The sequence below is a fragment of the Polaribacter septentrionalilitoris genome (genome assembly GCF_009832745.1).
Classification (GTDB): Bacteria; Bacteroidota; Bacteroidia; order Flavobacteriales; family Flavobacteriaceae; genus Polaribacter; species Polaribacter septentrionalilitoris.
On record NZ_VRMJ01000005.1, the window covers coordinates 88,576 to 112,058 of the forward strand.

The following is a 23,483-nucleotide window of genomic DNA, read 5'->3' on the forward strand; positions in this document are numbered from 1 at the left end:
GTCGAGAATATGAATAGAAACATACTGTTAAAAGACTTATCTGTAAAAGATTATAAAGAAACTTGGGATTATCAAACTACGCTATTACAAGAAATTGTTGATGTTAAGATTGATAACCGAAGAAACGACCACAATAATATTACCAAAAATCATTTCTTATTTGTTGAACATTCTCATGTATATACGTTAGGTAAAAGTGGAGATATGAGTAATCTGTTATTGAACGAAAAGCAATTAACAGAAAAAGGAGCCACTTTTTATAAAATAAATAGAGGTGGAGATATTACATATCATGGTCCTGGTCAAATAGTGGGTTATCCTATTTTAGATTTAGAAAACTTTTTTACAGACATTCATAAATACCTTCGTTTATTAGAGGAAACCATTATTTTAACTATCGCAGAATACGGAATTAAAGGTACAAGAAGCAAAGGAGAAACTGGTGTTTGGTTAGATGTTGGAACACCTTTTGCTCGTAAAATTTGTGCTATGGGAATTCGTTCTTCACGTTGGGTAACCATGCACGGTTTTGCACTGAATGCTAACGTAGATTTAGGTTATTTTGATAATATTATACCCTGTGGTATTCGTGGAAAAGCAGTAACTTCTATGGAGGCTGAACTAAATAAAAAAGTAGATCTACAAGAAGTAAAAAGTAAAATTTTAAAGCATTTTAAAACTTTGTTTGAGGTTGATGAGTTTTTGATGGGTTAATGGTTTATGGTTTATGGTTTATGGTTTATGGTTTATGGAAAAATGTAGATTTCTCACAACTAACAACTAACAACTAACAACTAACAACTAACAACTAACAACTAACAACTAACAAACCTACTTCTCCTCATTAAAATAGACTTTATAGTATTTCATCTTCTTTTCTTCGTCATAACCTCTTTCTAAATATTCTGATGCTGCTTCTGGTGCATCTACATCTAATTTAATATTGATGTTTGTATCTAGTTTAATTTCTGTTTTTAACTTACTTTTTTCCTTTTTTAAGACAACGCCAGAAACATCAAAATTATTTCTAATCAAGACATCATTTAAGGTTTCGAAATGCTTTTTATAATCATCAAACAACTCTTTGTGTTTGTCTTCCTCAAAAATTTCGTCTTTAAAATTATGATAATCTACAGCTTCATGTTCTTTAAAATAATCTACGGTATTTGCTAAGAAATTTCCTTGTTCGTGCATGCCCAATTCGGGTTTAATTACCTCTTCTGAAAACTCTTTACACAATTCTAAATAATTTTGAGTATGTGAATTATAATCGTCTGCTAATTTTACACCCAAAAAATTCTTAATCCAATATTGTGCATCGTAATTGTTATTATCAACAGAAAAAACAACGGTACCTTCTGTGTCAGATGTATTTAAAATTAAACAACCTTTATCTATTTTTTTTGTTGAAATTCCTTTTTGAACCACAACATCCCAACTTTCATTATCATCTAAATAGGTTTGAAAAAAATCGACTTTATTTTCAATTTTAAAAATTCCGATTCCTTCTGTTAAGACATCTTTGTATTCTAAGCCTTCGATAAAAACAACAATTACATCCCCTGTTTTAATTTGTGCAGAATTAGATTGTTCATACAAATGATTCACAAAATTCTTAGAGTATTCTATAAAAGTAGTTTCATCAGAAAAAACTTCTGTAGCATAGTTATTGAGCTCGTTTAAACGAACATCAGCATGATGGGTAAAACGATAACTTTGTGTTAAACTTCCAAATGGTTTTAACAAGAAACTTTTCATTAAATCGTAACTTTCCTGATCAAAACGAATGAGATCTTCAGAAAACACATTATGACCACTATTAAATTTATTAGCGACTTTATGTAAGATACATTTGGTAATTTCTGCTCTGGTTTTTTTAATCATCATTTGAAAATTTGAAACGTAAAAATAATTTAAGTTTTTAAATAATTTGATGTTATTTCTGAAAGTTTATAAACAAGTTTAGTCCTGATTGAACCTTTCGTCAAGCTCAAGATAGGCTATCTGTCTGAGCTCTTTTGAGGAAGGAAAAAAGTGAGTAGTGAAAGTAGCAATTAGCTTCTAAAAATCTAGTTTCAGTTGTTCTGGTAATAATTTAAAAGATTTTCTGTGGTATTTTGTTGGCCCAAACTCACGAATTGCATTTCTGTGTTCTTTGGTAGGATAGCCTTTATTTTTCTGCCAATTATACATAGGGTATTCTTCATGAATTTTTGCCATATATTCATCTCTATATGTTTTTGCTAAAACTGATGCAGCAGCTATACTTAAGTATTTTGCATCGCCTTTTACAATAGTTTCATGCGGAATTTCTTTGTAGTTTTTAAACTTGTTTCCATCTACAATTATAAATTCTGGTTGTGTTTTTAGCATTGCTATAGAACGATGCATCCCAGTAATAGAAGCTTGCAAAACATTAATCTTGTCTACTTCTTCTTGCCAAACAAAAGAAACTGCAAATGCAATGGCATTTTCTTCTATAAAAGGCCTTAATTGATCCCTTCTTTTTTCAGACAATTGCTTAGAATCATTTAAAAATGGGTGCGAAAATTCTTTAGGTAAAATAACTGCTGCTGCTACAACTGGCCCAGATAAACATCCTCTACCAGCTTCGTCTGTACCTACCTCTAAAGAAAAACCACTGTAATTAGATTTCAACATCTTACAAATTAACAGATTTCCCCATAATTATTAACAACAATTTTCGTTTTATTATTTTACATTTGCCCTGCACAATCGTACTATGAGTAAACAAGTATTTTTATTTGTCATTTTAACTTTCATTTCAATTCATATTGGTTTTTCTCAGGCTATTACAGGAAGAACAGGTAGTGGACTTATTGGAACTCAACAAGATTCTATAAGTGGTTCTGGAGAAATTAAAGTAACCTTATCTGGAAAAACAAAATATACAGATTATAAAGTTTTTTCTCATCACAGAGATACAACTTACATAGATACTACGTTAACCATTCAAAAAGAATATAGATTCAACTACCTTAGAACTGATAATTTTGAGTTATTAGAGTTTCATAATCAAGGACAAACATTCACTAGTTTGGGGTATAATTTTGATAATTTAAATCTCTTTCCTGACATCGGTTTTTCTGCAAAACAGTTTAGTTATTTAGAAATTGAAGACATTAAATACTACGAAGTTCCTACAACTACTTCAGAAATAATGTACAGAACTGGTTTACAACAAGGGCAAGTTTTGGATGCTTTGTTTACCTTAAATTTTTCACCAAGATTAAATGTATCTCTTTCTTATAAAGGACTTCGTTCTTTGGGTGCTTACAGAAGATCTTTGGTGAGTAATGGAAATTTTAGAGGTGCTTTTCATTATAGAACTAAAGAAAATCAATATCAAATTAAAGGCCATATTACTACCCAAGATTTTTTTAATCAAGAAAGTGGTGGTTTACCACAAAGTGAAATTGACAAATTTCAAGATGATGATCCAAATTTTGAAACCAGAGCAAGATTAGATGTAAATTTAAATGATGCCGAAAATCAATTTGATGGAAACAGAGTCTATATAAATCATAGCTACAAGTTGTTATCGAGTAAAGATAGTATTACCAAAAAAGATTTTAGCAATTTGAAAATTGGACATGTTCTTACTAGTGAAACCAAAATTTACAGTTTTACTCAACCTAGCAACTCTGATGTTTTTGGAAATGTAAGTGATGCAGGAGCAACCAATAACGAAGCAAAATCTCAATTAAACAACAACGAATTTAATTTAGAATTTAATTCTAAATATGTTCTTGGTAAATTTAAAGCCAAAGTAAATCTTACCAATTATTCTTATGGTTATGATAGTATTTTAAACAGTAACAGTGCTGGGACTATTTCTAAAATTAAATTAGAAGGTAATGCCATTTCTGTAGGTGCAGATTGGAATGCAAGAATTAAAAACTTTAAATTAAATGCTACAGGAACACTTACTCCTGGAAATAGTAGATTATCAGGAAACTTTTTTAAAGGAGAAGCTGTGTATGAGAAAGACAGTGTTTTTTCTGTAAAAGGAAGTTTACTACTCAGTTCTAAATCACCAAACTTTAACACATTATTACACCAAAGTAAGTTTGATGATTACAATTGGCAAAACGATGCTTTTAGCAATGTAAACACTAGAAATTTAGGTTTTGATTTGCAGTCTAAATGGCTAAATGGCTCTGTACATCTTACCAATATAGACAACTACACCTATTTTGATGAAAATAATACTCCACAACAATTTCCAGATCAAATTGTATATTTAAAAGCGAAAGTAAATAAAGAGATAAAATATTGGAAATTAGCATTAGACAACACTATAATGTATCAAAATGTAAGTAGTGGAAGTTCTGTATTTCGAGTTCCTGAACTTGTAACCAGAAACACATTATACTATACTGATTATTGGTTTAAAGGAAAACCAATGTTAGTAAATATTGGTGCTACGTTTAAGTACTTTACTAAATATCAAATGAATGCTTATAATCCATTATTATCTGAATTTACCATACAAAACACACAAGAAATAGGTTTTCCAACTGTTGATGTTTTCTTTAATGCGCAAGTAAGAAGAACTCGTTTATATTTTAAAATTGATAACGTCACCTCTGGTTTTGGACCTAAGAATTATTTCTCAGCACCAAATTATCCTTACAGGGATTTTACAATACGTTTTGGTTTGGTTTGGAATTGGTTTATATAAAAGCCTATCCTAAATCCTTCCCAAAGGGAAAGACTTTTAGTAAATTTGAGAATAAAAATAAAATCATTAAAGTAAAAGTATATAATACAATGTCACTTCGAGTGATTTTTGAAGAATGAAAAAATTATATCGAGAAGTTTTAAAATGAAAAATCAACTTAAAAACAACTGGAAACTCTTTTTAATGGCAAGTTTAACTTTAGGTTTAGCGCCTTTTAATCCGCCACATATTTGGGGTAAAATTCAATGGATTTTAGGCGGAAATGCTTTTTCTGGTAAAGATGCAATGCAAGCACAAGATTGGTTTGATGTTGTATTGCATGGAACTCCATGGGTTTTCTTGATAATTTCTTTAGTTCTAAACCTTATCAAAAAGAAATAATTACATATTCTCTAGAATTTCAAACTCCATTTCTGGTAAAAATCTACCTAGAATTGAACTCTCTCTTTCTGCAATAATTTTAAAACCATGTTTTTCATAAAATGATTTTGCATTTGGGTCTGATAAGACATTTATAATTGCAGAACTACCTTCAAGACAATAATCTTTTGCATGGTTTAGTAATTTTGTACCTAAACCTTGATTGATAAATTTAGGTGATACAAATAAAAACTCTAAAAAACTGGTTCTAATATTGGCTCTGTTTAAAATGTAAAAGCCAGCAATTTCATTATCAAGAACGTATTTGTAAATGTTCCATTCTTGGAACATTTTTGGTGTTACAGTTAAATCTTCTCTCCAACTTTCTATCAACTCATTAGAATATCCCCAAAAAGCTTTAGATTGTATAGCAATTTCAGTTAATTGTTTTGCATCAGAAACAGTAGCTTTAACAATCATTTTATTTCTTAACCAATTGACGAATCTTAATGTTTAACGCCGCAAAAAGTAAGGTGGTAAACGGACTTAAATAATTGAAGATTGCATAAACAAAATAATCTGCTACAGAAACTCCCAAAACTCCAGATTGATAAGCGCCACAGGTATTCCAAGGAATTAAAACCGAAGTTACTGTTCCAGAATCTTCTAAAGTTCTACTTAAATTTTCAGGCGCTAAACCTTTATCTTCATATGCTTTTTTAAACATTTTACCTGGAATTACCAAAGCCAAATATTGATCTGAGGCTATTACATTTAATCCCAAACAACTAATTACAGTACTGGCAAACAATCCAAAAACTGAACTCGCTACTGCCAATAAACTTTTGGTGATTTTTGCCAAGGCTCCTATAGCATCCATAATTCCACCAAAAACCATAGCACAGACAATTAAGAAAATGGTCCATAACATTCCGTTCATACCTCCAGAAGCAAAAAGTTCTGTCAATTTTTCATTATCTGTTTGAATTTGAATATCCGTTAAAACTGAATTGATAATAGTGCCTATTTTAGAATCTGACAAGCTTGTTAATACATCACTTTGAAAAATAAGAGCAAAAACAGCTGCCAATACTACTCCTGCACCTAAAGCAATTAAAGGTTTTGTTTTCTTTAAAATCATTGCGATAACAAGAACAGGCACAACAAATAACCAAGGTGTAATGTTAAAGGTATTGTCTATAGAAAGTAATAAATTACTAACATCTGTACTTCCAGTAGTTTCTGTAGTTGCACTTAAAATAGCAAACACAATTAATGTAACTAAAATAGTAGGCACAGTTGTAAACGCCATGTATTTGATATGGGTAAACAAGTCTGTTCCTGCCATTGCTGGTGCCAAATTTGTAGTATCAGAAAGTGGTGACATTTTATCACCAAAATACGCTCCAGAAATTACTGCTCCAGCAATCATTCCTGTTGGTATTCCTAATGCACTCCCAATACCAACTAAGGCAATTCCAACTGTTGCAGAAGTTGTCCAAGAGCTTCCTGTAGCTATTGAAATTATAGCTGCAATAATTACTGAGGCTGGTAAAAATATTTCAGGACTTAGCACTTGCAATCCATAATAAACCATTGCAGGTATAATTCCGCTAACCAACCAGGTTCCTGCTAAAGCTCCTACTAAAAAAAGAATCATAATAGGTACAAAAACACTTTTCCAGTTTTCCCAAACTTCTGTGAGCATTGTCTTTAAGCTAACTTTATTAAAAAAACCTACAGCTGCTGCAACTACCCCACCCAGTAATAAAATATATTGATTGGTATAGGCTCCAAACCATTCTTGACCATCAACAAAAAAGATATTATATGCCAATAAACACATCAAAATAACAACAGGAATCATAGATTCTAACAAATTCAACTCTTTATTGTCTATTATTTTTTGATCTTCAATATCTATTTCTGAAAGATTTTTTTGGTCTTGCATTCCTTAATTTTTTTGTCTTGTAATGTTACGATTTTACAAGATGTTATGCAAATTGATTCTGATAACTTACTTTTGCGAGAATGGATTCTTTAACTCAAATTATTTTGGGTGCTGCTTGTGGTGAGATTGCACTTGGTAAAAAAATTGGAAACAAGGCATTATTATTTGGCGCAATTGGAGGTACAATTCCAGATTTAGATGTTTTTGTTGGGCGCTGGTTCTACAATAATGAAATAGAAGCCATGGCTTTTCACAGAGGGTTTATGCATTCTATTCTCTTTGCAGTTTTAGGTTGTTTTCTCTTTGGATGGGTAACTTATAAGCTTTATAATACAGGAAAAAGAAAAGACACAACAACTCAAAAAAATTGGATATGGCTCTTCTTTTTATCCATTTTTACACATCCGCTTTTAGATTGTTTTACACCTTATGGTACACAATTATTTGCTCCTTTTTCAGATTACAGAGTTGCCTTTAATAACATCTCTGTTGTAGACCCTTTATATACAGTTCCGTTTTTAATCTGTTTGATTATTATGATGTTTTTTAAAAGAACTAAAACTCGTAGAACTTGGTGGTTAAAAACCGGAATTTACATTAGCAGTGCCTATATGGTTTTTACCATTTTTAATAAGTTATATATAGATTCCGTTTTTAATACATCTTTTAAAAAAGCAAACATTTCTTATCAGCGTTTTTCTGCTCAACCTACAATTTTAAATAACATTTTATGGTATGCTGTTGCAGAAACCAAAACCCAATATCACTTGGCTTTTTATTCTCTGTTAGACAAAAATAATGTTGCAGAAAATATGATTACTGTTGAAAAAAATCACGATTTGATAGATATGTCTGATGATAATTTACAAACCTTAGCTTGGTTTAGTAATCATTATTACAATCTTTCTAAAAAAGAAAAAGTGGGTACGTATAGGTATGTAGATTTACGTTACCCAATGTTAAATCCTGAAGATCCAAGCACATCAGTTTTTAATTTCACCATCTTTTTTGAAAATGGAAAATGGGATATTCTGCCTTTTGATGGAACTCCTCCAAACAAAGAAGATTTTAGCAAGTTTATTGAACAAATTAAAGGTATTTAGTTTTTTTAACCACATAGAAACATAGAGAACATAATTGTAATTATATAAAAGAAAAGACTCTTCAGGTTTTAAAAACCTGAAAGGTCTGAAATTACTATTTTTTTAATAACTTCCTTTTTGAGTTTTCTATACGCGTTAAGGATTGAAGCGGCATCCTTTTTTCATTTTCAGAAAAAAGATATAGCGGAAAGCCTGACCACGCTTTTTTGCGTGGTAACGCTCGAATAATTTTATAAAACCCCTACTTGTTCCATACACGTTTTCATCATTTGATAGGTACGTTCAATATCATTATCTAACCCAATAGAAAATCGAATCAATCCATCACTTAAACCCATTTCTTTTTGTTCTTCTTCAGGGATTTCAGATGAAGTAGAACTTCCAGGAGCAGAAAATAAGGTTTTATAAAACCCTAAACTTACTGCCAAGTAACCTAAGTTATTGTGTTGCATTAACTCCATCAATTCATTGGCTTTTTCTAAAGACCCAACATCAATAGTTAGCATTCCACCAAAACCATATTCTGTATTCATCATACTTTTAAAGAGTTCATGAGAAGGATGAGATGCTAAACTAGGATACACTGTTTTTAATCCATCATTTTGGAACTTTTCAGCCAAATAATTCGCATTATAACTGTGTTGTTTCATTCTGATGTGTAAAGTTCTGAGATTCTTTAAAACAGATGCTGCTCGTAAACTATCCATTGTTGAACCTAACAACATGCTTGCACCATCATTTACATTTCGTAAATCATTGATGAATTCTTGCGTACCACAAACCACACCTCCAACCGTATCTGAAGAACCGTTGATAAATTTTGTTAGACTATGGCAAACAATATCAGCACCCAATTTTGCAGGAGAGATTGACAATGGCGAAAAGGTATTATCTACCACTAATTTTAAATTGTATTTTTTGGCTAAAACTGATAATCCTTTGATATCAGCAACCTCTAATAACGGATTACTGACAGACTCACAATACAAAACTTTGGTGTTTGCTGTAATTGCATTTTCTACAACAGCTAATTTTGTGATATCAACAAATTTTGTTTTTATTCCAAGTTTTGGCGTAAAGTTTTTTAAGAATGCATACGTTCCTCCATAAATAGTTCTGCTCGAAACAATTTCATCTCCAGCATTACATAATTGCAATAAAACTGGAGTTATAGCTCCCATACCTGATGCTGCAACATTTGCAGTTTCTGTACCTTCCATTGCTGCTAAGGCTTCGCCTAAATATAGGTTTGATGGTGATGAATGACGTGAATATAAATAGCAACCGTCAGCATTTCCTTCAAATGTATCAAACATTGTTTTTGCGGATAAAAACGTGTAGGTTGATGAGTCTGAAATAGAAGGATTTACACCTCCAAATTCTCCAAAATATTGTAAATCTTGAATTTTTTCTGCTGGATTGAATTTCATAATACTTGTGTTTTATCACACAAAAGTAAACTTCATTAGAAAATTAATCAACCAAAACTATATAATTTAGATTTTTTTTCTAATTTTGAATTACTATTTAATTTAAAAAACTAATTTAAGTGTCATAATCATCCATTTTTAGAAAATTTACAATGTTAGATACTACAGATAAAAAGCTTATCAATTTATTACAAAATGATTGCAAACAGACTACAAAACAGTTGTCTTTACAATTGAATTTATCGGTAACTGCAGTTTATGAACGTATCAAAAAATTAGAAAAAGAGCGGATTATAAAAAAGTACGTGGCACTCATCAATAAAAATAAAATTGAGAAATCTTTTTTGGTGTTTTGTCATATTAAACTGATTCAACATTCTAAAGAGTTTGTCACTACTTTTGAACGTGAAATTCTAAAATTAGAAGAAGTATCAGAATGCTTTCATGTAAGTGGCGATTACGATTATATTTTAAAAATATATGTAAAAGATATGGATGAATACAGAGATTTTATGGTTACCAAATTAACTGCGATAAAATATATTGGCAGCACTCATAGCACTTTTGCCATTGAAGAAGTTAAGAATACATCTTCAATAATCATATAAAAAAAGCCCAAAACGTTAAGTTTTGGGCTTAGGTAATTGAATTTGAATTGATTCTAAATTTGAATTTAGATTTTTAAGACTTAGTTGCGTGAGATCCATCACAGAATCCATCTTTGTCTGATGTATTTCCACATCCGCATTTTGGTCTTTCTATTTTTTGAGGTTTCATATTTTAAGCTTTAGTTTTTACAACAAAAGACAACTCCATGTTATCGTCGATAAATTTATCTTTTAAGTTGTCAAAGAATGATTTAGAACCATATTTTACATTAAAATCTGCTCTGTTTACCATAAATTTTTCACTTGAAAAAGTGGTTACTCCACCTTCTGTAGAAACAGTTGCAGGAATTGTAATACTCTTAGTTACATCTTTTAAGGTTAAGTTACCTGTAACATGAATTTTATCTCCTTTATCTTCAACTTTGGTAATTACGAATTTTGAAGTTGGGTATTTTGCAACATCAAAGAAATCTGGACTTGTTAGATGTCCTACTAGTTTTCCATTTCCTTCTTTTTCAGCAGGTATGTCTAAAACTTTAATAGAACTCATATCTATTACAAATTCTCCTCCTTTAACATTACCTTCTTCAACTAATAAATCACCATCTTTAATCATCACTGTTCCATTGTGAGTTCCTGTTGGCTTTGATCCTTTCCAATTTAAAATTGAAGTAGCTGTATCTACATTGTTTAAATCAGCAACAGTAACTTCTACTTTTGCTTCTTTTTTAGTTTCTACTACTTTATCTTTTTTCTCACTTTTACAAGCTGTTAAAACCGAGGCAACAACTACTAATGATAATATTATTTTTTTCATTTTACTTAATTTAATTAGTTTTTAAATTTATTTTCCATGGCAAATATATGGTTAATTTATTTCCCTTGGGAAGTATTTTATTGTTTTTTAGTAGAACTTTAACAAAATTGGGGTTATTCTTTATTTTTGGAGTCGATGATGATGGTAACTGGACCATCATTGAGCAGTTCTACTTTCATATCTGCACCAAATTCTCCTGTTTGTACCTTTTTAGAAGTTTCCTTTTCTAAGGTTGATATGAATTTTTTATACAAAGGAATAGCTATATCTGGTTTTGCTGCTTTTATGTAACTGGGTCTATTTCCTTTTTTGGTGGATGCATGTAATGTAAATTGACTAACAACAATTACTTCCCCATCAATGTTTAGTAGTGATTTGTTCATCACTCCATTTTCATCGTTAAAAATCCTAAGATTACTAATTTTTCTAACTAACCAATCAATATCTTCTTGATGGTCTTCATTCTCTATTCCTAAAAGAATGAGTAATCCTTTTTGGATTGATGCTATTTTTTCACTATCAATAGTAACGCTTGCTTTTGAAACTCTTTGAATTACAACTTTCATAATCTAATCCTCCTCTTCTTCGTTCCAAATATCTGTTCTATAGTGTTCTGTTTCTTCCTCACCTTCTAAAATTTGCAGATAACTTCTGTATCTAGACCATGAAATTTCTTCATCCTCTAAAGCTGCTTTTACTGCACATTGTGGTTCTTTAAGATGTAAGCAATCGTTAAATTTACAATATTGCTTTAACTCAAAGAACTCAGGAAAGTAATCTCCTAATTCATATTTGTCCATATCAACCACTCCAAAACCTTTGATTCCTGGAGTGTCAATAATTCTGGCATCGAAACTTAAATCGAACATTTCTGCAAAAGTTGTAGTATGTTGCCCTTGTTGATGTTGTTCAGAAATTTCTTTTGTTTTTAAGTCTAATGAGGGTTCTATAGCATTGACCAAAGTGGTTTTTCCTACCCCTGAATGCCCAACAAACATTGATGTTTTTCCAATCATCAATTCTTTTATGGCGTCCACATTTTTATTTTCAGTAGCAGAAACCTCTAAACATGTGTATCCAATAGCTTCGTAAATATCTTTTAGATATAAAATTTCTGCACGTTCCTCAATTTCGTAAGCATCAATTTTGTTAAAAACCAATACAGTATCTACTCTGTAGGCTCTTGTTGTTACTAAAAAACGATCGATAAAAGCGGTAAATGTTGGTGGATTATTTATAGTAATCAGTAAAAAAACCAAGTCTACATTAGCAGCAATGATATGGGTTTGTTTGGATAGATTTACAGATTTACGTACTATAAAATTGTCTCTATCTTTTATTCTTTTGATAACGCCAATCTCTTCATCACCTTTCTTTTCTAGTTCGAATTCAACATTATCACCTACTGCTATAGGGTTGGTACTTTTTATGCCTTTAATTCTGAATTTTCCTTTTATTCTACATTGATAAAAAACTCCTTCTTTAGATTTTACTTGATACCAACTTCCTGTAGATTTATATACAACTCCTGTCATTATTACAAAGATGCAGAATTTTAAATAAAAAAACACTACTGCTATATACATATATTACTTTCCAAATTTATATATTAGCCCAAAATAAACCATAAATACATCTTATGAAAAAGAAAATTTTTTTCTTTGTTTTGCTTGTAAGCTCAACTATTATTGCTCAAACTAGTCTTTATGAAAACCCTAAGTTTGATGAAATTGCAAAAAACCATAAATCTATAGGAATTTTACCATTTAAAGCTACTGTTAAATTAAGACCAAAGCAAATGGAGAAAATGACACCAGAACAATTTAAAAGATTAGAAATTAACGAAGGTAAAAGTATACAAGTTGCCATGTTTTCCTGGTTTTTAAAAAGAAAAAAAAGAGGCAAACTTACTTCTATAGAAGTACAAGATCCTACAAAAACTACAGCTTTACTAAGGAAAAAAAATATTACACAAGAAAAACTATCTGAATATACTCCAGAAGAATTAGCTAAAATTTTAGGTGTAGATGCAATAATTTCTGGAACTTATGAAACAAGCAAGCCAATGTCTGAAGGAGCATCTGTAGCCTTAGGTGTACTTATTGGTTTTTGGGGAACTACTAATAGCGCTGTTGTTAACATGAATGTTCATAATGCTACAGATGGAATTTTACTTTGGAATTACAACAAAAAAGTAAGAGGCTCTATTGGAAGTAGTCCAGATGATTTAATAAACAAATTAATGAGAAAGGCTTCAAGAAGACTCTCATATACCAAAAAAAAATAAATAAAAAAAGCGACTTTAAATAAGTCGCTTTTTTTAACGTTAATTATTGTTTGCAATAATCTTATCCGTTAATAATCTTTTCTTGATGATTTATAGATTCTTGATGAATGGCTTTAAACATTTTTAACACAAATTCTTCACTTAAACCTCTATTATTACCTTCTAAAACCATATTGCCAAGAATCTCGTTCCAACGTCTAGATTGTAAAACAGCAACATTTTGATCTTTCTTAAGTTCACCTATTTTATCGGCAACTTGCATACGTTTTCCTAACAATTCAATCAATTGATCATCTACCACATTAATTTGAGCTCTTAAGTTCTCTAGAGGTTCTCTGTAACTAGAAGCAGTTTCTGTTTCTTTCTTGATTTTTAACTCCTCCATAATTGATTTCAATTTTGTTGGTGTTACTTGCTGTGCAGCATCAGACCAAGCTTTATCTGGATTGGTGTGTGTTTCAATCATTAAACCATCAAAGTTTAAATCTAAAGCAACTTGAGATACATCTTGAATCATTTCTCTATTACCTGTAATGTGAGATGGATCACAAATTAATGGTAAATCTGGAAATTTATCTTGGAATTCGATTGCCAATTGCCAGTTTGGGTTGTTTCTATATTTAGATTTATCATACGTAGAAAACCCTCTGTGAATGGCTCCTAAGTTTTTGATTCCTGCAGTGTATAATCTTTCGATACCACCTAACCATAAAGCTAAATCTGGATTTACTGGATTTTTTACCAAAACAATTTTATCTGTACCTTGTAAAGCATCTGCGATTTCTTGCATAATAAAAGGAGATACTGTAGAACGTGCACCAATCCAAAGTAAATCAACATCGTTTTCTAAAGCTAATTTACAATGAGCTGCGTTAGCAACCTCTGTACAGGTTTTCATACCTGTTTCTTCTTTTACTTTTTTTAACCAACCTAAACCTAAAGCTCCAACACCTTCAAAATTTCCTGGTCTTGTTCTTGGTTTCCATATTCCTGCTCTATAATAATTTACATCAGAATCTTTTAATTCGTGTGCAATTTCTAAAACCTGCTCTTCGGTTTCTGCACTACAAGGCCCTGCTATTACTAGTGGATGTGGCAAATTCATATCATCCAACCATGTTCTTAATTCTTTTGTATTCTTCATTTTTAATAATAATTGTGTTGAGATTCTTCGACAAGCTCAGAATGACATACGTACTCTTAACTTGATACTCAACGATTGTGGCTTCTTATTTTATGCCGTTTAAAATTTGTTTTATATAATTTGTGTTCTCCATTTCGTTAAAAATTTCGGAGAAATTATCTTGCTGCATCAACTCTTTAAATTGTTGTAAATTATTGATGTATTCTTCTAATGTTTCTATTACGTTTTCTTTATTTTGTTTAAAAATTGGCGTCCACATTGCTGGCGAACTTTTTGCCAAACGCACTGTGGATGCAAATCCTGAACCAGCCATATCAAAAATATCACGTTCATTTTTTTCTTTATTGATGACTGTTTTCCCCAACATAAATGCACTAATGTGAGAGAGGTGCGAAACATACGCAATATGCTTATCATGCGAAACTGGATCCATGTAACGAATACGCATTCCAATGGCTCTAAAAAGGTCTAAAGCTTTTTCTTGTAATTTAAAAGTTGTCTTTTCAACTTCGCAAATAATATTCGTTTTCCCTTTATATAAGCCAGAAATGGCTGCTGTAGGTCCTGAATTTTCTGTTCCAGCAATTGGATGACAAGCTAAAAAATTACGTCTTCTTTTATGATGTTCAACTACTTTACAAATGGCTTCTTTTGTTGAACCAGCATCAACAACTAATGTGTTATCTGATATTTTATCTAAAACCGTTGGCAATAATTTTACGGTTGCATCTACAGGAATTGAAATCACAACCAAATCTGCTTTTTCTAAATCTTCTAAGGTTGCTTTTTTATCAATTAAGTTTAATTCCAACGCTTTATTTAACGTTTCATCTTTTCTACTAATTCCGTGAATTACAACTTCTGGATTGTGTTTTTTAAAGTCGATAGCAAAACTACCACCTATTAAACCAATACCAATCATATAGATATTTTTCATAATCTTGATATTGCTTCTTTAATTATTTCTGATGTTACACACAATGAAAATCGTATATACCCTTCTCCTTGACTACCAAAAATAGTTCCTGGTGTGATGAAAATATCATTTTCATACAACACTTTATCAGTAACTGCTGTGGATTTTTTTCCTTCTGGAATTTTTGCCCAAACAAATAATCCTGTTGAATTTGTATCGTATTTCGCATCTAACTTATCTGCCAATTGCCAAATGAGTTTTCTACGTTCTTCATATACTTTATTTTGCTCTAAAAACCAATCATCTGATAATTGTAAGGCTTCTATTGCTCCTTTTTGAATTCCGTAAAACATCCCAGAATCCATATTAGATTTTACTTTTAAAACTTCATTGATAAAAGTTGCATTTCCTAATAACATTCCCACTCTCCAACCTGCCATATTAAAGGTTTTGCTCAAAGAATTTAACTCTAAAGCAATGTCTTTAGCTCCTTCAACTTGTAAAATACTAATAGGATTATCATTTAAAATAAAACTATATGGATTGTCATTGATGATTAAAATTTGATGTTTTTTTCCGAAAGCAATCAATTTCTCGAAAGTTGCTAAAGTTGCATCTGTACCAGTTGGCATATGCGGATAATTTACCCACATTATTTTAACTTCACTTAAATCTTGATTTTCTAATTCCTCAAAATTGGGTTGCCAATTTGTAGCATCACTTAAATTATAAAATAAAGGTTCTGCGCCTACTAATTTTGTTACTGAAGTATAGGTTGGATATCCAGGATTTGGAATTAATACTTTATCACCTTCATTTAAAAAAGCCATAGAAATATGCATAATTCCTTCTTTGCTTCCCATTAAAGGTAAAATCTCATTTTCTGGATTAGCATCTACTGAAAACTTACTTTTATAGAAAGTAGCTATTGCATTTCTTAATTCTGGTAATCCTTGGTACGACTGGTATTTATGTGCTGTTGCATCACCCAAACTATTAGAAATTGCTTCTAAAACTTTTGCTGGTGGCTGTAAATCTGGAGAACCAATACCCATATTGATGATTGGTTTTCCTGCTGCAGCTAAACCTCTAACCTCTCTTAATTTTTTAGAGAAGTAGTATTCTTGAACTGTGTCTAATCTTTTGGCAGCCTTAATCATTTTCTACCATTTTTGTATGTTCCTAAAATCTTGAATTCTTCTGCCATTATTTCTATAATTGACTCTGCTTTTTGGTAATCTTTATATTCCTCAAAAGTGATATCTACAAAAAATGAGTATTTCCAAGGTGTTTCTATCACTGGTAGTGATTGAATTTTGGTTAAATTCATTTTACAATCGCTCAAAACGTTTAAAATTGTAGCTAAACTACCTCTTTTATGATCTAATTGGAATTTTAATGATGCTTTATTAATTTGATCAATTCCGTTTTTTGGTTCAGTAATTTGCACAATTACAAACCTTGTTGAGTTATCTTTAATGGTTTGAATTTCATCTTCGATAATATCCAAATCAAAAATTTCTGCTGCAATTTTTGGGGCAATTGCTGCAATACCTACTAAATTTTCTTTTGAAATTCTTTTAGCTACTTCAGCAGTATCAACATCTTCCACCAATTTAATGTGAGGGTAATTTTTAAAAAAATCTTTACATTGTAATAATGCCATTGGATGTGACCAAACTTCTTTTATGTCTTGAATATTTTGCCCTTTTAAAGCCATTAAGTGATGGTGAATATTTAAATATTCTTCATCAATGATATGTAAATTATGCTTATCTATTAACGCATAATTGGGTATAATTGAACCTGCAATGGTATTTTCTAAAGCCATCACACCTAAATCTGCAGATTTATCTAGCAGACTATCTACCAAAACATCAAAAGACATACATTCTTTTAACTGAATATTGTCTCCGTAAAAGTCGCGTGCAACTTTATGATGATTTGAGCCTTCAGCTCCTTGTATGGCAATAATTTTATTCATTTAAAATCAAAAAAAAAGCCTCGAAGTAAATTCGAGACTTTATATATTTTATTTGTTTCTTAACAATATGATACAAAGTCTCTTCTTTTACTAAAAAAGTAAAAGTAAAAATAGAAACGAGTAAAATTGTTATTTAACATCTTAATGCTCTTTGTTTTGAACGACAAATCTAAAGATTAAATTCAGATACACAAATTAAAATCTATTTTTTATAGAAGATTTGACAAAATGGCAATTATTGTTAATTTTTTACGGATTAATCCATCAAATTATTAATAAAACAAACAATTGATTCTTAAAATATAAGAATGCTTATGCTCTTTTTAATTTATTAAGAATCTTCTATCTTCTAAAACGATAGGTAAATTTTACTAAAAAAGTATCATTTGCAGGCGCATTAAATACTTGATCTGAAACTGCATCTACTAAATCTTCTGAAATAGCAGCACTACCCACAGAGCCTCTAGACCATACCAAAAACAATTCAGAACCTGGTATATACTCCCATCTTGCCACTAAATTTGTTTGCAACTGTACAAAAGAAAAATCTGGGTTTTCAAAACTATAATCTATTGTTCCATCTCTATTTTCATCTATGAAATAATCATCATTCTGTAAACTAATTTGATTATTATCATACACAGAAATCCTATCGTTAATACTTTTTCCAGTAGGATTATTCACATAATTTAAATCCGTAAACTCTCCTTTAGATATAAAAGGTTGCCCATAAAATTGTAAAGAAATATTTGGTGTAAAGCTATAATTTAGTCGTAAAGTAGTGGTTAAGGTTTGGTTTTGAATTCTTCCCAAAATATATCTTGTATTACCATTAAAGCTTTTATCATCTACATATTGAGTTCTGTCGTATAAATTTGCATACTCAATATTTAAAGACATACTTAATGCATCTGTAGGTTGATAATTGGTGCGAATTACAAAACGATCTCTAGCCACAACATTCTCAGATGAATGCCTATTTGAATACCCTAAGGTAAAACTAAATAGTTTACTTCTATCAGATCCAAAAAAAGCATACCAAAAACCAGTATCTGGCCTTCTAAATCGTGGACCACCTCTTAAATAAAAGTTATCAAAATAGTTAGTACTTATTCCATAACCTCCTTCAGTCCACCAATTGTTAATCCAACTTATTTCTCCGTTCAATTCAAAACGAACTCTATTTAGATTACCTCCAAAATCATAAAATGTAGATTGTTCAAATCTTGCTCTTATGTTTCGATATGTTTCTGTGGGTACTTGCCATAAATGATTTAAATTACCAAACTGAATGATTTCATCTGTTCTTCTTAAAAAACCAACATCATTCAATTCTAATTCTGGTGAACGCCAAATCAAACCTCCATTATATCTCCAATTTCCACCTCCATTTTTACCCATTTCTATTCTACCTCCTGTACCTGACAATGAAGTTTTATTAGGATCTACAGAAACATGAGTTGCATCAGTTCGTTGAAAATTATGACGCAATGTTTCTTGAGTGGCTTTAATAGCCTCTGCACTTCCTTGAACGTGACTAAGAATTACATTACCTTCTAAAAAATATTCTCTGTTTTTCCAATTGTGTTGAAAATCAATTCCACCTGTATAAGCTGCTTTGTGAAGTTCATTAAAGTCGCCATTTAAATGTCTATTTGTGGCTGTGAAAATTCCACCAATAAATGAATTTCTTTCGTTAAAATCTTTTTGAACGCGCGTCACAAAATAATTGGTTAAAGGTTCTACAATTTGCTCTCTTGTACCACCATCAGTTTGTCTAATTTCTGCATACTCATTTCCTGTTACACTTTCTAAAACACCAATAGACCAACCATCTCTTGTTTTTCCAGAGAATTTTGCAGCTCCTAAAATCCTTGAATTTTGAGGTTCATTGGCAAATTCTCCTGTGGTTAACGTTGCATTTCTATGAGGGTTTCTTCCAATTCTTCTACTGTAGAACAGATTATCACTTCCATTAGCAAATTCATAATCAAAAATATTGCTGTTCTCTACAAAAAAAGGACGCTGTTCTCTAAAAAAAATTTGAAATCCATCTAAGGCAATGGCACCAGGATCTGCCTCAACTTGTCCAAAATCTGGGTTTACGGTCAAGTCTAATGTTAAATCATTTGTAATTCCGATTTTTGCATCCAAACCAAAATTTGCTTTAAAATCTTTACCTGTTCTAAACGGGTTTCCAACTTCTGCTGGGTATTTATCGTACTGTAAAACCGTAAAAGGCTGAATTTCTAATTGCTTTTGAGACACTAAATTTTTTAACCCATGTAATTCTCCTGCCTCACTAATAAAACCTGCTTGATCATTAGGTATTCTTTGCCAAAGTGAACGCTCTTGCAACCTAAATATGGTTCTATTTACATTAAAACCCCAGATTTGTTCCTTGGCTTTTCCAAAACGTAATTGACTAAAAGGAATTTTCATTTCAGCAGTCCAACCTTTGTCGTCAACTTTAGCATTTGTATACCAAATTGGGTTCCAGCTATCATCCCAATTATTTCCGTTTTGAGAAACAAATTCTTCTCCTTTTACTCCAGCAGCAGTTGTTGTAAACACAAAGGCTGTTCTTTTATCATGATAACTATCTATAATTACATTTACTCTATCACCTTGAAAACCATCTCTTCTACTTAAACGTTGTTGAATCAATTCTGGCTCATCATCAAAAGCTCTTATGGCAATGTAGAGGTATTTAGCATCATACATTACCTTAAATTTTGTTTGATATGTAGGTGGTTTTCCTTCATCGGGTTCTTTTTGTGTAAAGCTAGATGACCATGCTACAACATTCCAAGCATCCTCAGAGATATCACCATCTATGTTAGGTACTTTTTTTAGGGGTTTTGTGGTGTAAATTCGTTTTGGTATTTTATTTTCTATAATTTCTTGTGCACCTATTTTTGTTGAAAAAATAAAGCATATTATTAAAAAATTTAAAAGGAATCTATGTTGCATTTAATTGGTTAGTGTTAAAATTGTCAACAAAAAATTGAATTGTTTAATTGGTGTACAAAAGTAACTTTCTATTTTCTTAACTTTTTGTTAATAATTTTTATGATATTATTTGAATCTCATAATTCTCCTTAGAAAAACACATCACTATTTATCAATTATTCACAAAAAACTCATTTTTATTATTTTTATAGAACGATAAAGAGATATCTGCTAAAAATATTTAACGTTTTACATTTTACAATTGAACTATCTGTAAATTGATTTTAGACCCAAGAAATAAATCTAACTTACTATTTGTCAAACCAATAAAAAGCGATACATTTGCACTCCTTTTTTAAGGAAAAGTTATATTATTAATAAAGAACAAAGACTAAAAGTGTAATTATGAACACATTAAGTTACAAAACAGTATCAGCAAACAGCGCTACCGTAAACAAGGAGTGGGTTTTAGTTGATGCAGACGGGCAAACGTTGGGTCGTCTAGCTTCTAAAGTAGCAAAGCTAATTAGAGGTAAATATAAGCCAAATTATACTCCTCACGTAGATTGTGGAGATAACGTGGTTATCATCAACGCAGAAAAAATTAACCTAACTGGTAAAAAATGGACTGATAAATCATATATCAGACACACAGGTTATCCAGGAGGTCAAAGATCGTTAACTGCAACAGAAATGTTTGAGAAAGATCCTACAAGATTAATCGAAAAAGCAGTAAAAGGAATGTTACCAAAAAACAAATTAGGTAGCGCTTTATACAGAAACTTGTATGTATATGCAGGTTCAGAGCACAAACAAGCAGGTCAAGAACCTAAAGCTATTAACCTTAACGATTATAAATAATGGATACAGTTCACAAAATCGGTAGAAGAAAAACTGCTGTAGCACGTATTTATCTTACTGAAGGTAAAGGTGATATTACAGTAAACAAAAAAGACTATAAAAGTTACTTTACTACAGGAACTTTACAATATAAAGTACAACAACCATTAATGTTAACAGAGAACTTAACGTCTTATGACATTAAAGTTAATGTTTATGGTGGTGGTATAACAGGACAAGCAGAAGCTATTCGTTTAGCCATTACTAGAGCATTAGTTTCTATTAATGAAGAACATAGAGCAGTCTTAAAACCAGAAGGTTTATTAACACGTGACCCAAGAATGGTTGAACGTAAGAAATTCGGTCAGAAGAAAGCACGTAAGAAATTCCAGTTCTCTAAACGTTAATCCTTCGACAAGCTCAGGATTACTTTTAAGAGACTGTTATTATTTATTAATTAACAGTTTAGTATCTAAATGGTTAAGACTCGAAAGACTACTTAACCATTGATTTCAAAAAACAGAAAGTAAACACATTTAAAAAAATGGCAAACATTAACATTCAAGAATTATTAGACAGTGGAGTACACTTTGGTCACTTAACTAGAAAGTGGAATCCTAATATGGCTCCTTATATTTATACAGAGCGTAACGGTGTTCACATCATCGATTTGTATAAAACTGCAGCTAAAATAGAAGAAACTTCAGAAGCGTTGAAAAAAATTGCTAACTCTGGACGTAAAATTTTATTTGTTGCAACAAAAAAGCAAGCTAAAGATATCGTAGCTGAAAAAGCAAAAGCAGTAAATATGCCTTACATCACAGAAAGATGGCCAGGAGGTATGTTAACCAACTTTGTAACTATTAGAAAAGCTGTTAAGAAAATGGCTTCTATTGATAGAATGAAGACTGATGGATCTTTTGATGCTTTATCTAAAAGAGAAAAATTACAAATTAACCGTCAAAGAGAAAAATTAGAAAAGAATTTAGGTTCTATCTCTGATATGACTCGTTTACCAGGTGCATTATTTGTAATCGACATCAAAAAAGAACATATTGCTGTAGCTGAAGCTCAAAAATTAAACATTCCAATTTTTGCAATGGTAGATACAAACTCTGACCCAAGACAGGTTGATTTTGTAATTCCAGCAAATGATGATGCTTCTAAATCTATAGACAAAGTTTTAGGTTTTGTTACTGATGCAATTGCTGAAGGTTTATCAGAAAGAAAAGCTGATAAAGAAAAAGCAAAAGAAGCTAAAGAAGCTCCAAAAAAGGAAGCTCCTAAGGCTGAAGCAGCAGAAACTGCAACTGAAGAAAAAAAATAATTTTAATACATAATTAGAAACTAAGTTTCTTAAAAACGATTAAAAAAATGGCAAAAATTAGTGCTGCTGACGTAAAAAAATTAAGAGAAGCAACTGGAGCTGGTATGATGGACTGTAAAAAGGCATTAGTAGAAGCAGAAGGTGATTTTGACAAAGCAATCGATATTTTACGTAAAAAAGGTCAGAAAATTGCTGCAAAAAGAGCTGATAGAGAATCTACAGAAGGTGTTGCAGTAACAAGAATTAACGATACAAAAACAGAAGGTGTTGCTATTGTTTTAGCTTGTGAAACTGACTTTGTTGGTAAAAACGAAAAGTTTGTTGCTTTAGGAGGTCAATTTGCTGATATCGCATTAAACTACTCTACTAAAGAAGAGTTTTTAGCTGCTGATTTTGATGGTATGACTGTTGCTGATAAATTGGTTGAACAAACTGGTGTTATTGGTGAAAAATTAGACATAACTGCTTTCGAAAAAATAGAAGCTGCTTATGTTGGTGCTTATACTCACATTGGTAAAATTGCTGCTTTAGTAGGTTTATCTGCTGCTGTAGATAATGCTGAGGTTTTAGCAAAAGATGTTGCAATGCAAGTTGCATCTATGGGAGCTACAACTTTATCTTACAAAGATTTTGACCCTGCTTATGTTGCTGCAGAAACTGAAGCAAGAATTGCAGTGATCGAAAAAGATAATATTGAGTTAGGTAGATTAGGTAAAACATTAAAAAATGTACCTCAATACATCTCTATGTCTCAAATTACTGATGAAGTTTTAGCAAAAGCTGAAGAAGCTGCAAAAGCTGAATTAGCTGCTGAAGGAAAACCAGAAAAAATCTGGGATAGAATTTTACCAGGAAAAATGGAAAGATTCATTTCTGACAACACTACTTTAGATATGGAGCAATGTCTTTTAGACCAAGCTTTTATTAAAGATGAAAAGAAAAACGTTGCTGAATACGTAAAAACCTATGGTGATGTTGAAGTAACAACTTTTAAAAGAGTTACATTAGGATAATTATTCCTAAAACTAATATTTAAAAACCTCGCAAATTTGCGAGGTT

Annotated in this window: 23 protein-coding genes; 10 read left to right on the plus strand and 13 right to left on the minus strand. The window is 31.1% G+C overall.

From position 1 onward, the window contains the following. Positions 1 to 9 precede the first annotated feature (9 nt). On the plus strand, positions 10 to 714 hold the full coding sequence (gene lipB, locus FP421_RS00845) for a lipoyl(octanoyl) transferase LipB (protein ID WP_159946649.1): 705 nt from the start codon (positions 10 to 12) through the stop codon (positions 712 to 714). A gap of 117 nt (positions 715 to 831) precedes the next feature. Here the strand turns inward: lipB and FP421_RS00850 are convergent, their stop codons facing one another. Together FP421_RS00850 and FP421_RS00855 are read right to left on the minus strand one after the other, a co-directional pair. Further along, complete coding sequence (locus FP421_RS00850) at positions 832 to 1,884, minus strand: nucleoid-associated protein (RefSeq protein ID WP_159946803.1); 1,053 nt, start codon at positions 1,882 to 1,884, stop codon at positions 832 to 834. A 177-nt stretch (positions 1,885 to 2,061) separates the two neighbouring features. Beyond that, positions 2,062 to 2,661, minus strand: a complete 600-nt coding sequence (locus tag FP421_RS00855) for a ribonuclease HII (RefSeq protein ID WP_159946651.1) — start codon at positions 2,659 to 2,661, stop codon at positions 2,062 to 2,064. Positions 2,662 to 2,743: 82 nt separating this feature from the next. Between FP421_RS00855 and FP421_RS00860 the strand changes: the two genes are divergently transcribed. Together FP421_RS00860 and FP421_RS00865 are read left to right on the plus strand one after the other, a co-directional pair. Further along, positions 2,744 to 4,705: a putative porin gene (locus FP421_RS00860; RefSeq protein WP_159946653.1), complete on the plus strand. Its 1,962-nt coding sequence runs from the start codon at positions 2,744 to 2,746 to the stop codon at positions 4,703 to 4,705. Positions 4,706 to 4,849: 144 nt separating this feature from the next. Beyond that, positions 4,850 to 5,086, plus strand: coding sequence for a hypothetical protein (locus tag FP421_RS00865; RefSeq protein WP_159946655.1), 237 nt, complete (start codon positions 4,850 to 4,852; stop codon positions 5,084 to 5,086). Here the strand turns inward: FP421_RS00865 and FP421_RS00870 are convergent, their stop codons facing one another. Then, a complete protein-coding gene (locus FP421_RS00870; protein WP_159946657.1) occupies positions 5,087 to 5,545 on the minus strand; it encodes a GNAT family N-acetyltransferase in 459 nt (152 codons plus the stop codon). Position 5,546: 1 nt separating this feature from the next. Next, positions 5,547 to 7,016, minus strand: a complete 1,470-nt coding sequence (gene nhaC, locus FP421_RS00875; protein WP_159946659.1) for a Na+/H+ antiporter NhaC — start codon at positions 7,014 to 7,016, stop codon at positions 5,547 to 5,549. A gap of 80 nt (positions 7,017 to 7,096) precedes the next feature. On the opposite strand from nhaC, the gene FP421_RS00880 reads away from it, so the two are divergent. Continuing rightward, positions 7,097 to 8,119, plus strand: a complete 1,023-nt coding sequence (locus FP421_RS00880) for a metal-dependent hydrolase (protein ID WP_159946661.1) — start codon at positions 7,097 to 7,099, stop codon at positions 8,117 to 8,119. Positions 8,120 to 8,349: 230 nt separating this feature from the next. Here the strand turns inward: FP421_RS00880 and FP421_RS00885 are convergent, their stop codons facing one another. Then, complete coding sequence (locus FP421_RS00885) at positions 8,350 to 9,549, minus strand: aminotransferase class I/II-fold pyridoxal phosphate-dependent enzyme (protein WP_159946663.1); 1,200 nt, start codon at positions 9,547 to 9,549, stop codon at positions 8,350 to 8,352. 152 nt (positions 9,550 to 9,701) lie between these two features. Between FP421_RS00885 and FP421_RS00890 the strand changes: the two genes are divergently transcribed. Further along, entirely contained in the window at positions 9,702 to 10,157 is a 456-nt protein-coding gene (locus FP421_RS00890; RefSeq protein WP_159946665.1) for an Lrp/AsnC family transcriptional regulator, read from the plus strand. Between the two features lie 172 nt (positions 10,158 to 10,329). On the opposite strand, the gene FP421_RS00895 is transcribed toward FP421_RS00890, so the two are convergent. The 3 genes from FP421_RS00895 to rsgA all read right to left on the minus strand — a co-directional run bounded on the left by FP421_RS00895 (position 10,330) and on the right by rsgA (position 12,509). Further along, entirely contained in the window at positions 10,330 to 10,974 is a 645-nt protein-coding gene (locus FP421_RS00895; protein WP_159946667.1) for a YceI family protein, read from the minus strand. A gap of 113 nt (positions 10,975 to 11,087) precedes the next feature. Next, complete coding sequence (dtd, locus tag FP421_RS00900) at positions 11,088 to 11,540, minus strand: D-aminoacyl-tRNA deacylase (protein WP_159946669.1); 453 nt, start codon at positions 11,538 to 11,540, stop codon at positions 11,088 to 11,090. A 3-nt stretch (positions 11,541 to 11,543) separates the two neighbouring features. Then, a complete protein-coding gene (gene rsgA / locus FP421_RS00905) occupies positions 11,544 to 12,509 on the minus strand; it encodes a ribosome small subunit-dependent GTPase A (RefSeq protein WP_159946671.1) in 966 nt (321 codons plus the stop codon). 104 nt (positions 12,510 to 12,613) lie between these two features. Between rsgA and FP421_RS00910 the strand changes: the two genes are divergently transcribed. Continuing rightward, on the plus strand, positions 12,614 to 13,261 hold the full coding sequence (locus FP421_RS00910) for a hypothetical protein (RefSeq protein ID WP_159946673.1): 648 nt from the start codon (positions 12,614 to 12,616) through the stop codon (positions 13,259 to 13,261). A gap of 61 nt (positions 13,262 to 13,322) precedes the next feature. Here FP421_RS00910 and FP421_RS00915 read toward each other — a convergent pair whose 3' ends face one another. From FP421_RS00915 to FP421_RS00935, 5 genes are all read right to left on the minus strand, one after another. Further along, positions 13,323 to 14,405 (minus strand): bifunctional 3-deoxy-7-phosphoheptulonate synthase/chorismate mutase type II, encoded by a 1,083-nt coding sequence (locus FP421_RS00915; protein ID WP_159946675.1) that lies wholly within the window; start codon positions 14,403 to 14,405, stop codon positions 13,323 to 13,325. An 85-nt stretch (positions 14,406 to 14,490) separates the two neighbouring features. After that, positions 14,491 to 15,342, minus strand: coding sequence for a prephenate dehydrogenase (locus tag FP421_RS00920; protein ID WP_159946677.1), 852 nt, complete (start codon positions 15,340 to 15,342; stop codon positions 14,491 to 14,493). Further along, a complete protein-coding gene (locus tag FP421_RS00925; protein ID WP_159946679.1) occupies positions 15,339 to 16,481 on the minus strand; it encodes a pyridoxal phosphate-dependent aminotransferase in 1,143 nt (380 codons plus the stop codon). The genes FP421_RS00920 and FP421_RS00925 overlap by 4 nt, the downstream gene beginning before the upstream one ends. Beyond that, positions 16,478 to 17,305: a prephenate dehydratase gene (locus tag FP421_RS00930; protein ID WP_159946681.1), complete on the minus strand. Its 828-nt coding sequence runs from the start codon at positions 17,303 to 17,305 to the stop codon at positions 16,478 to 16,480. The genes FP421_RS00925 and FP421_RS00930 overlap by 4 nt, the downstream gene beginning before the upstream one ends. A gap of 342 nt (positions 17,306 to 17,647) precedes the next feature. Further along, entirely contained in the window at positions 17,648 to 20,278 is a 2,631-nt protein-coding gene (locus FP421_RS00935; protein ID WP_159946683.1) for a DUF5916 domain-containing protein, read from the minus strand. Positions 20,279 to 20,662: 384 nt separating this feature from the next. Between FP421_RS00935 and rplM the strand changes: the two genes are divergently transcribed. The 4 genes from rplM (at position 20,663) to tsf (ending at position 23,437) form a co-directional block, all read left to right on the plus strand. Further along, a complete protein-coding gene (rplM, locus tag FP421_RS00940) occupies positions 20,663 to 21,118 on the plus strand; it encodes a 50S ribosomal protein L13 (protein WP_159946685.1) in 456 nt (151 codons plus the stop codon). Then, positions 21,118 to 21,504 (plus strand): 30S ribosomal protein S9, encoded by a 387-nt coding sequence (rpsI, locus tag FP421_RS00945; protein ID WP_159946687.1) that lies wholly within the window; start codon positions 21,118 to 21,120, stop codon positions 21,502 to 21,504. Before rplM ends, rpsI begins: the two co-directional genes overlap by 1 nt. A gap of 137 nt (positions 21,505 to 21,641) precedes the next feature. Next, positions 21,642 to 22,424, plus strand: a complete 783-nt coding sequence (rpsB, locus tag FP421_RS00950) for a 30S ribosomal protein S2 (protein ID WP_159946689.1) — start codon at positions 21,642 to 21,644, stop codon at positions 22,422 to 22,424. A gap of 47 nt (positions 22,425 to 22,471) precedes the next feature. After that, positions 22,472 to 23,437, plus strand: a complete 966-nt coding sequence (gene tsf, locus FP421_RS00955; protein WP_159946691.1) for a translation elongation factor Ts — start codon at positions 22,472 to 22,474, stop codon at positions 23,435 to 23,437. The last annotated feature ends 46 nt before the right edge of the window (positions 23,438 to 23,483 follow it).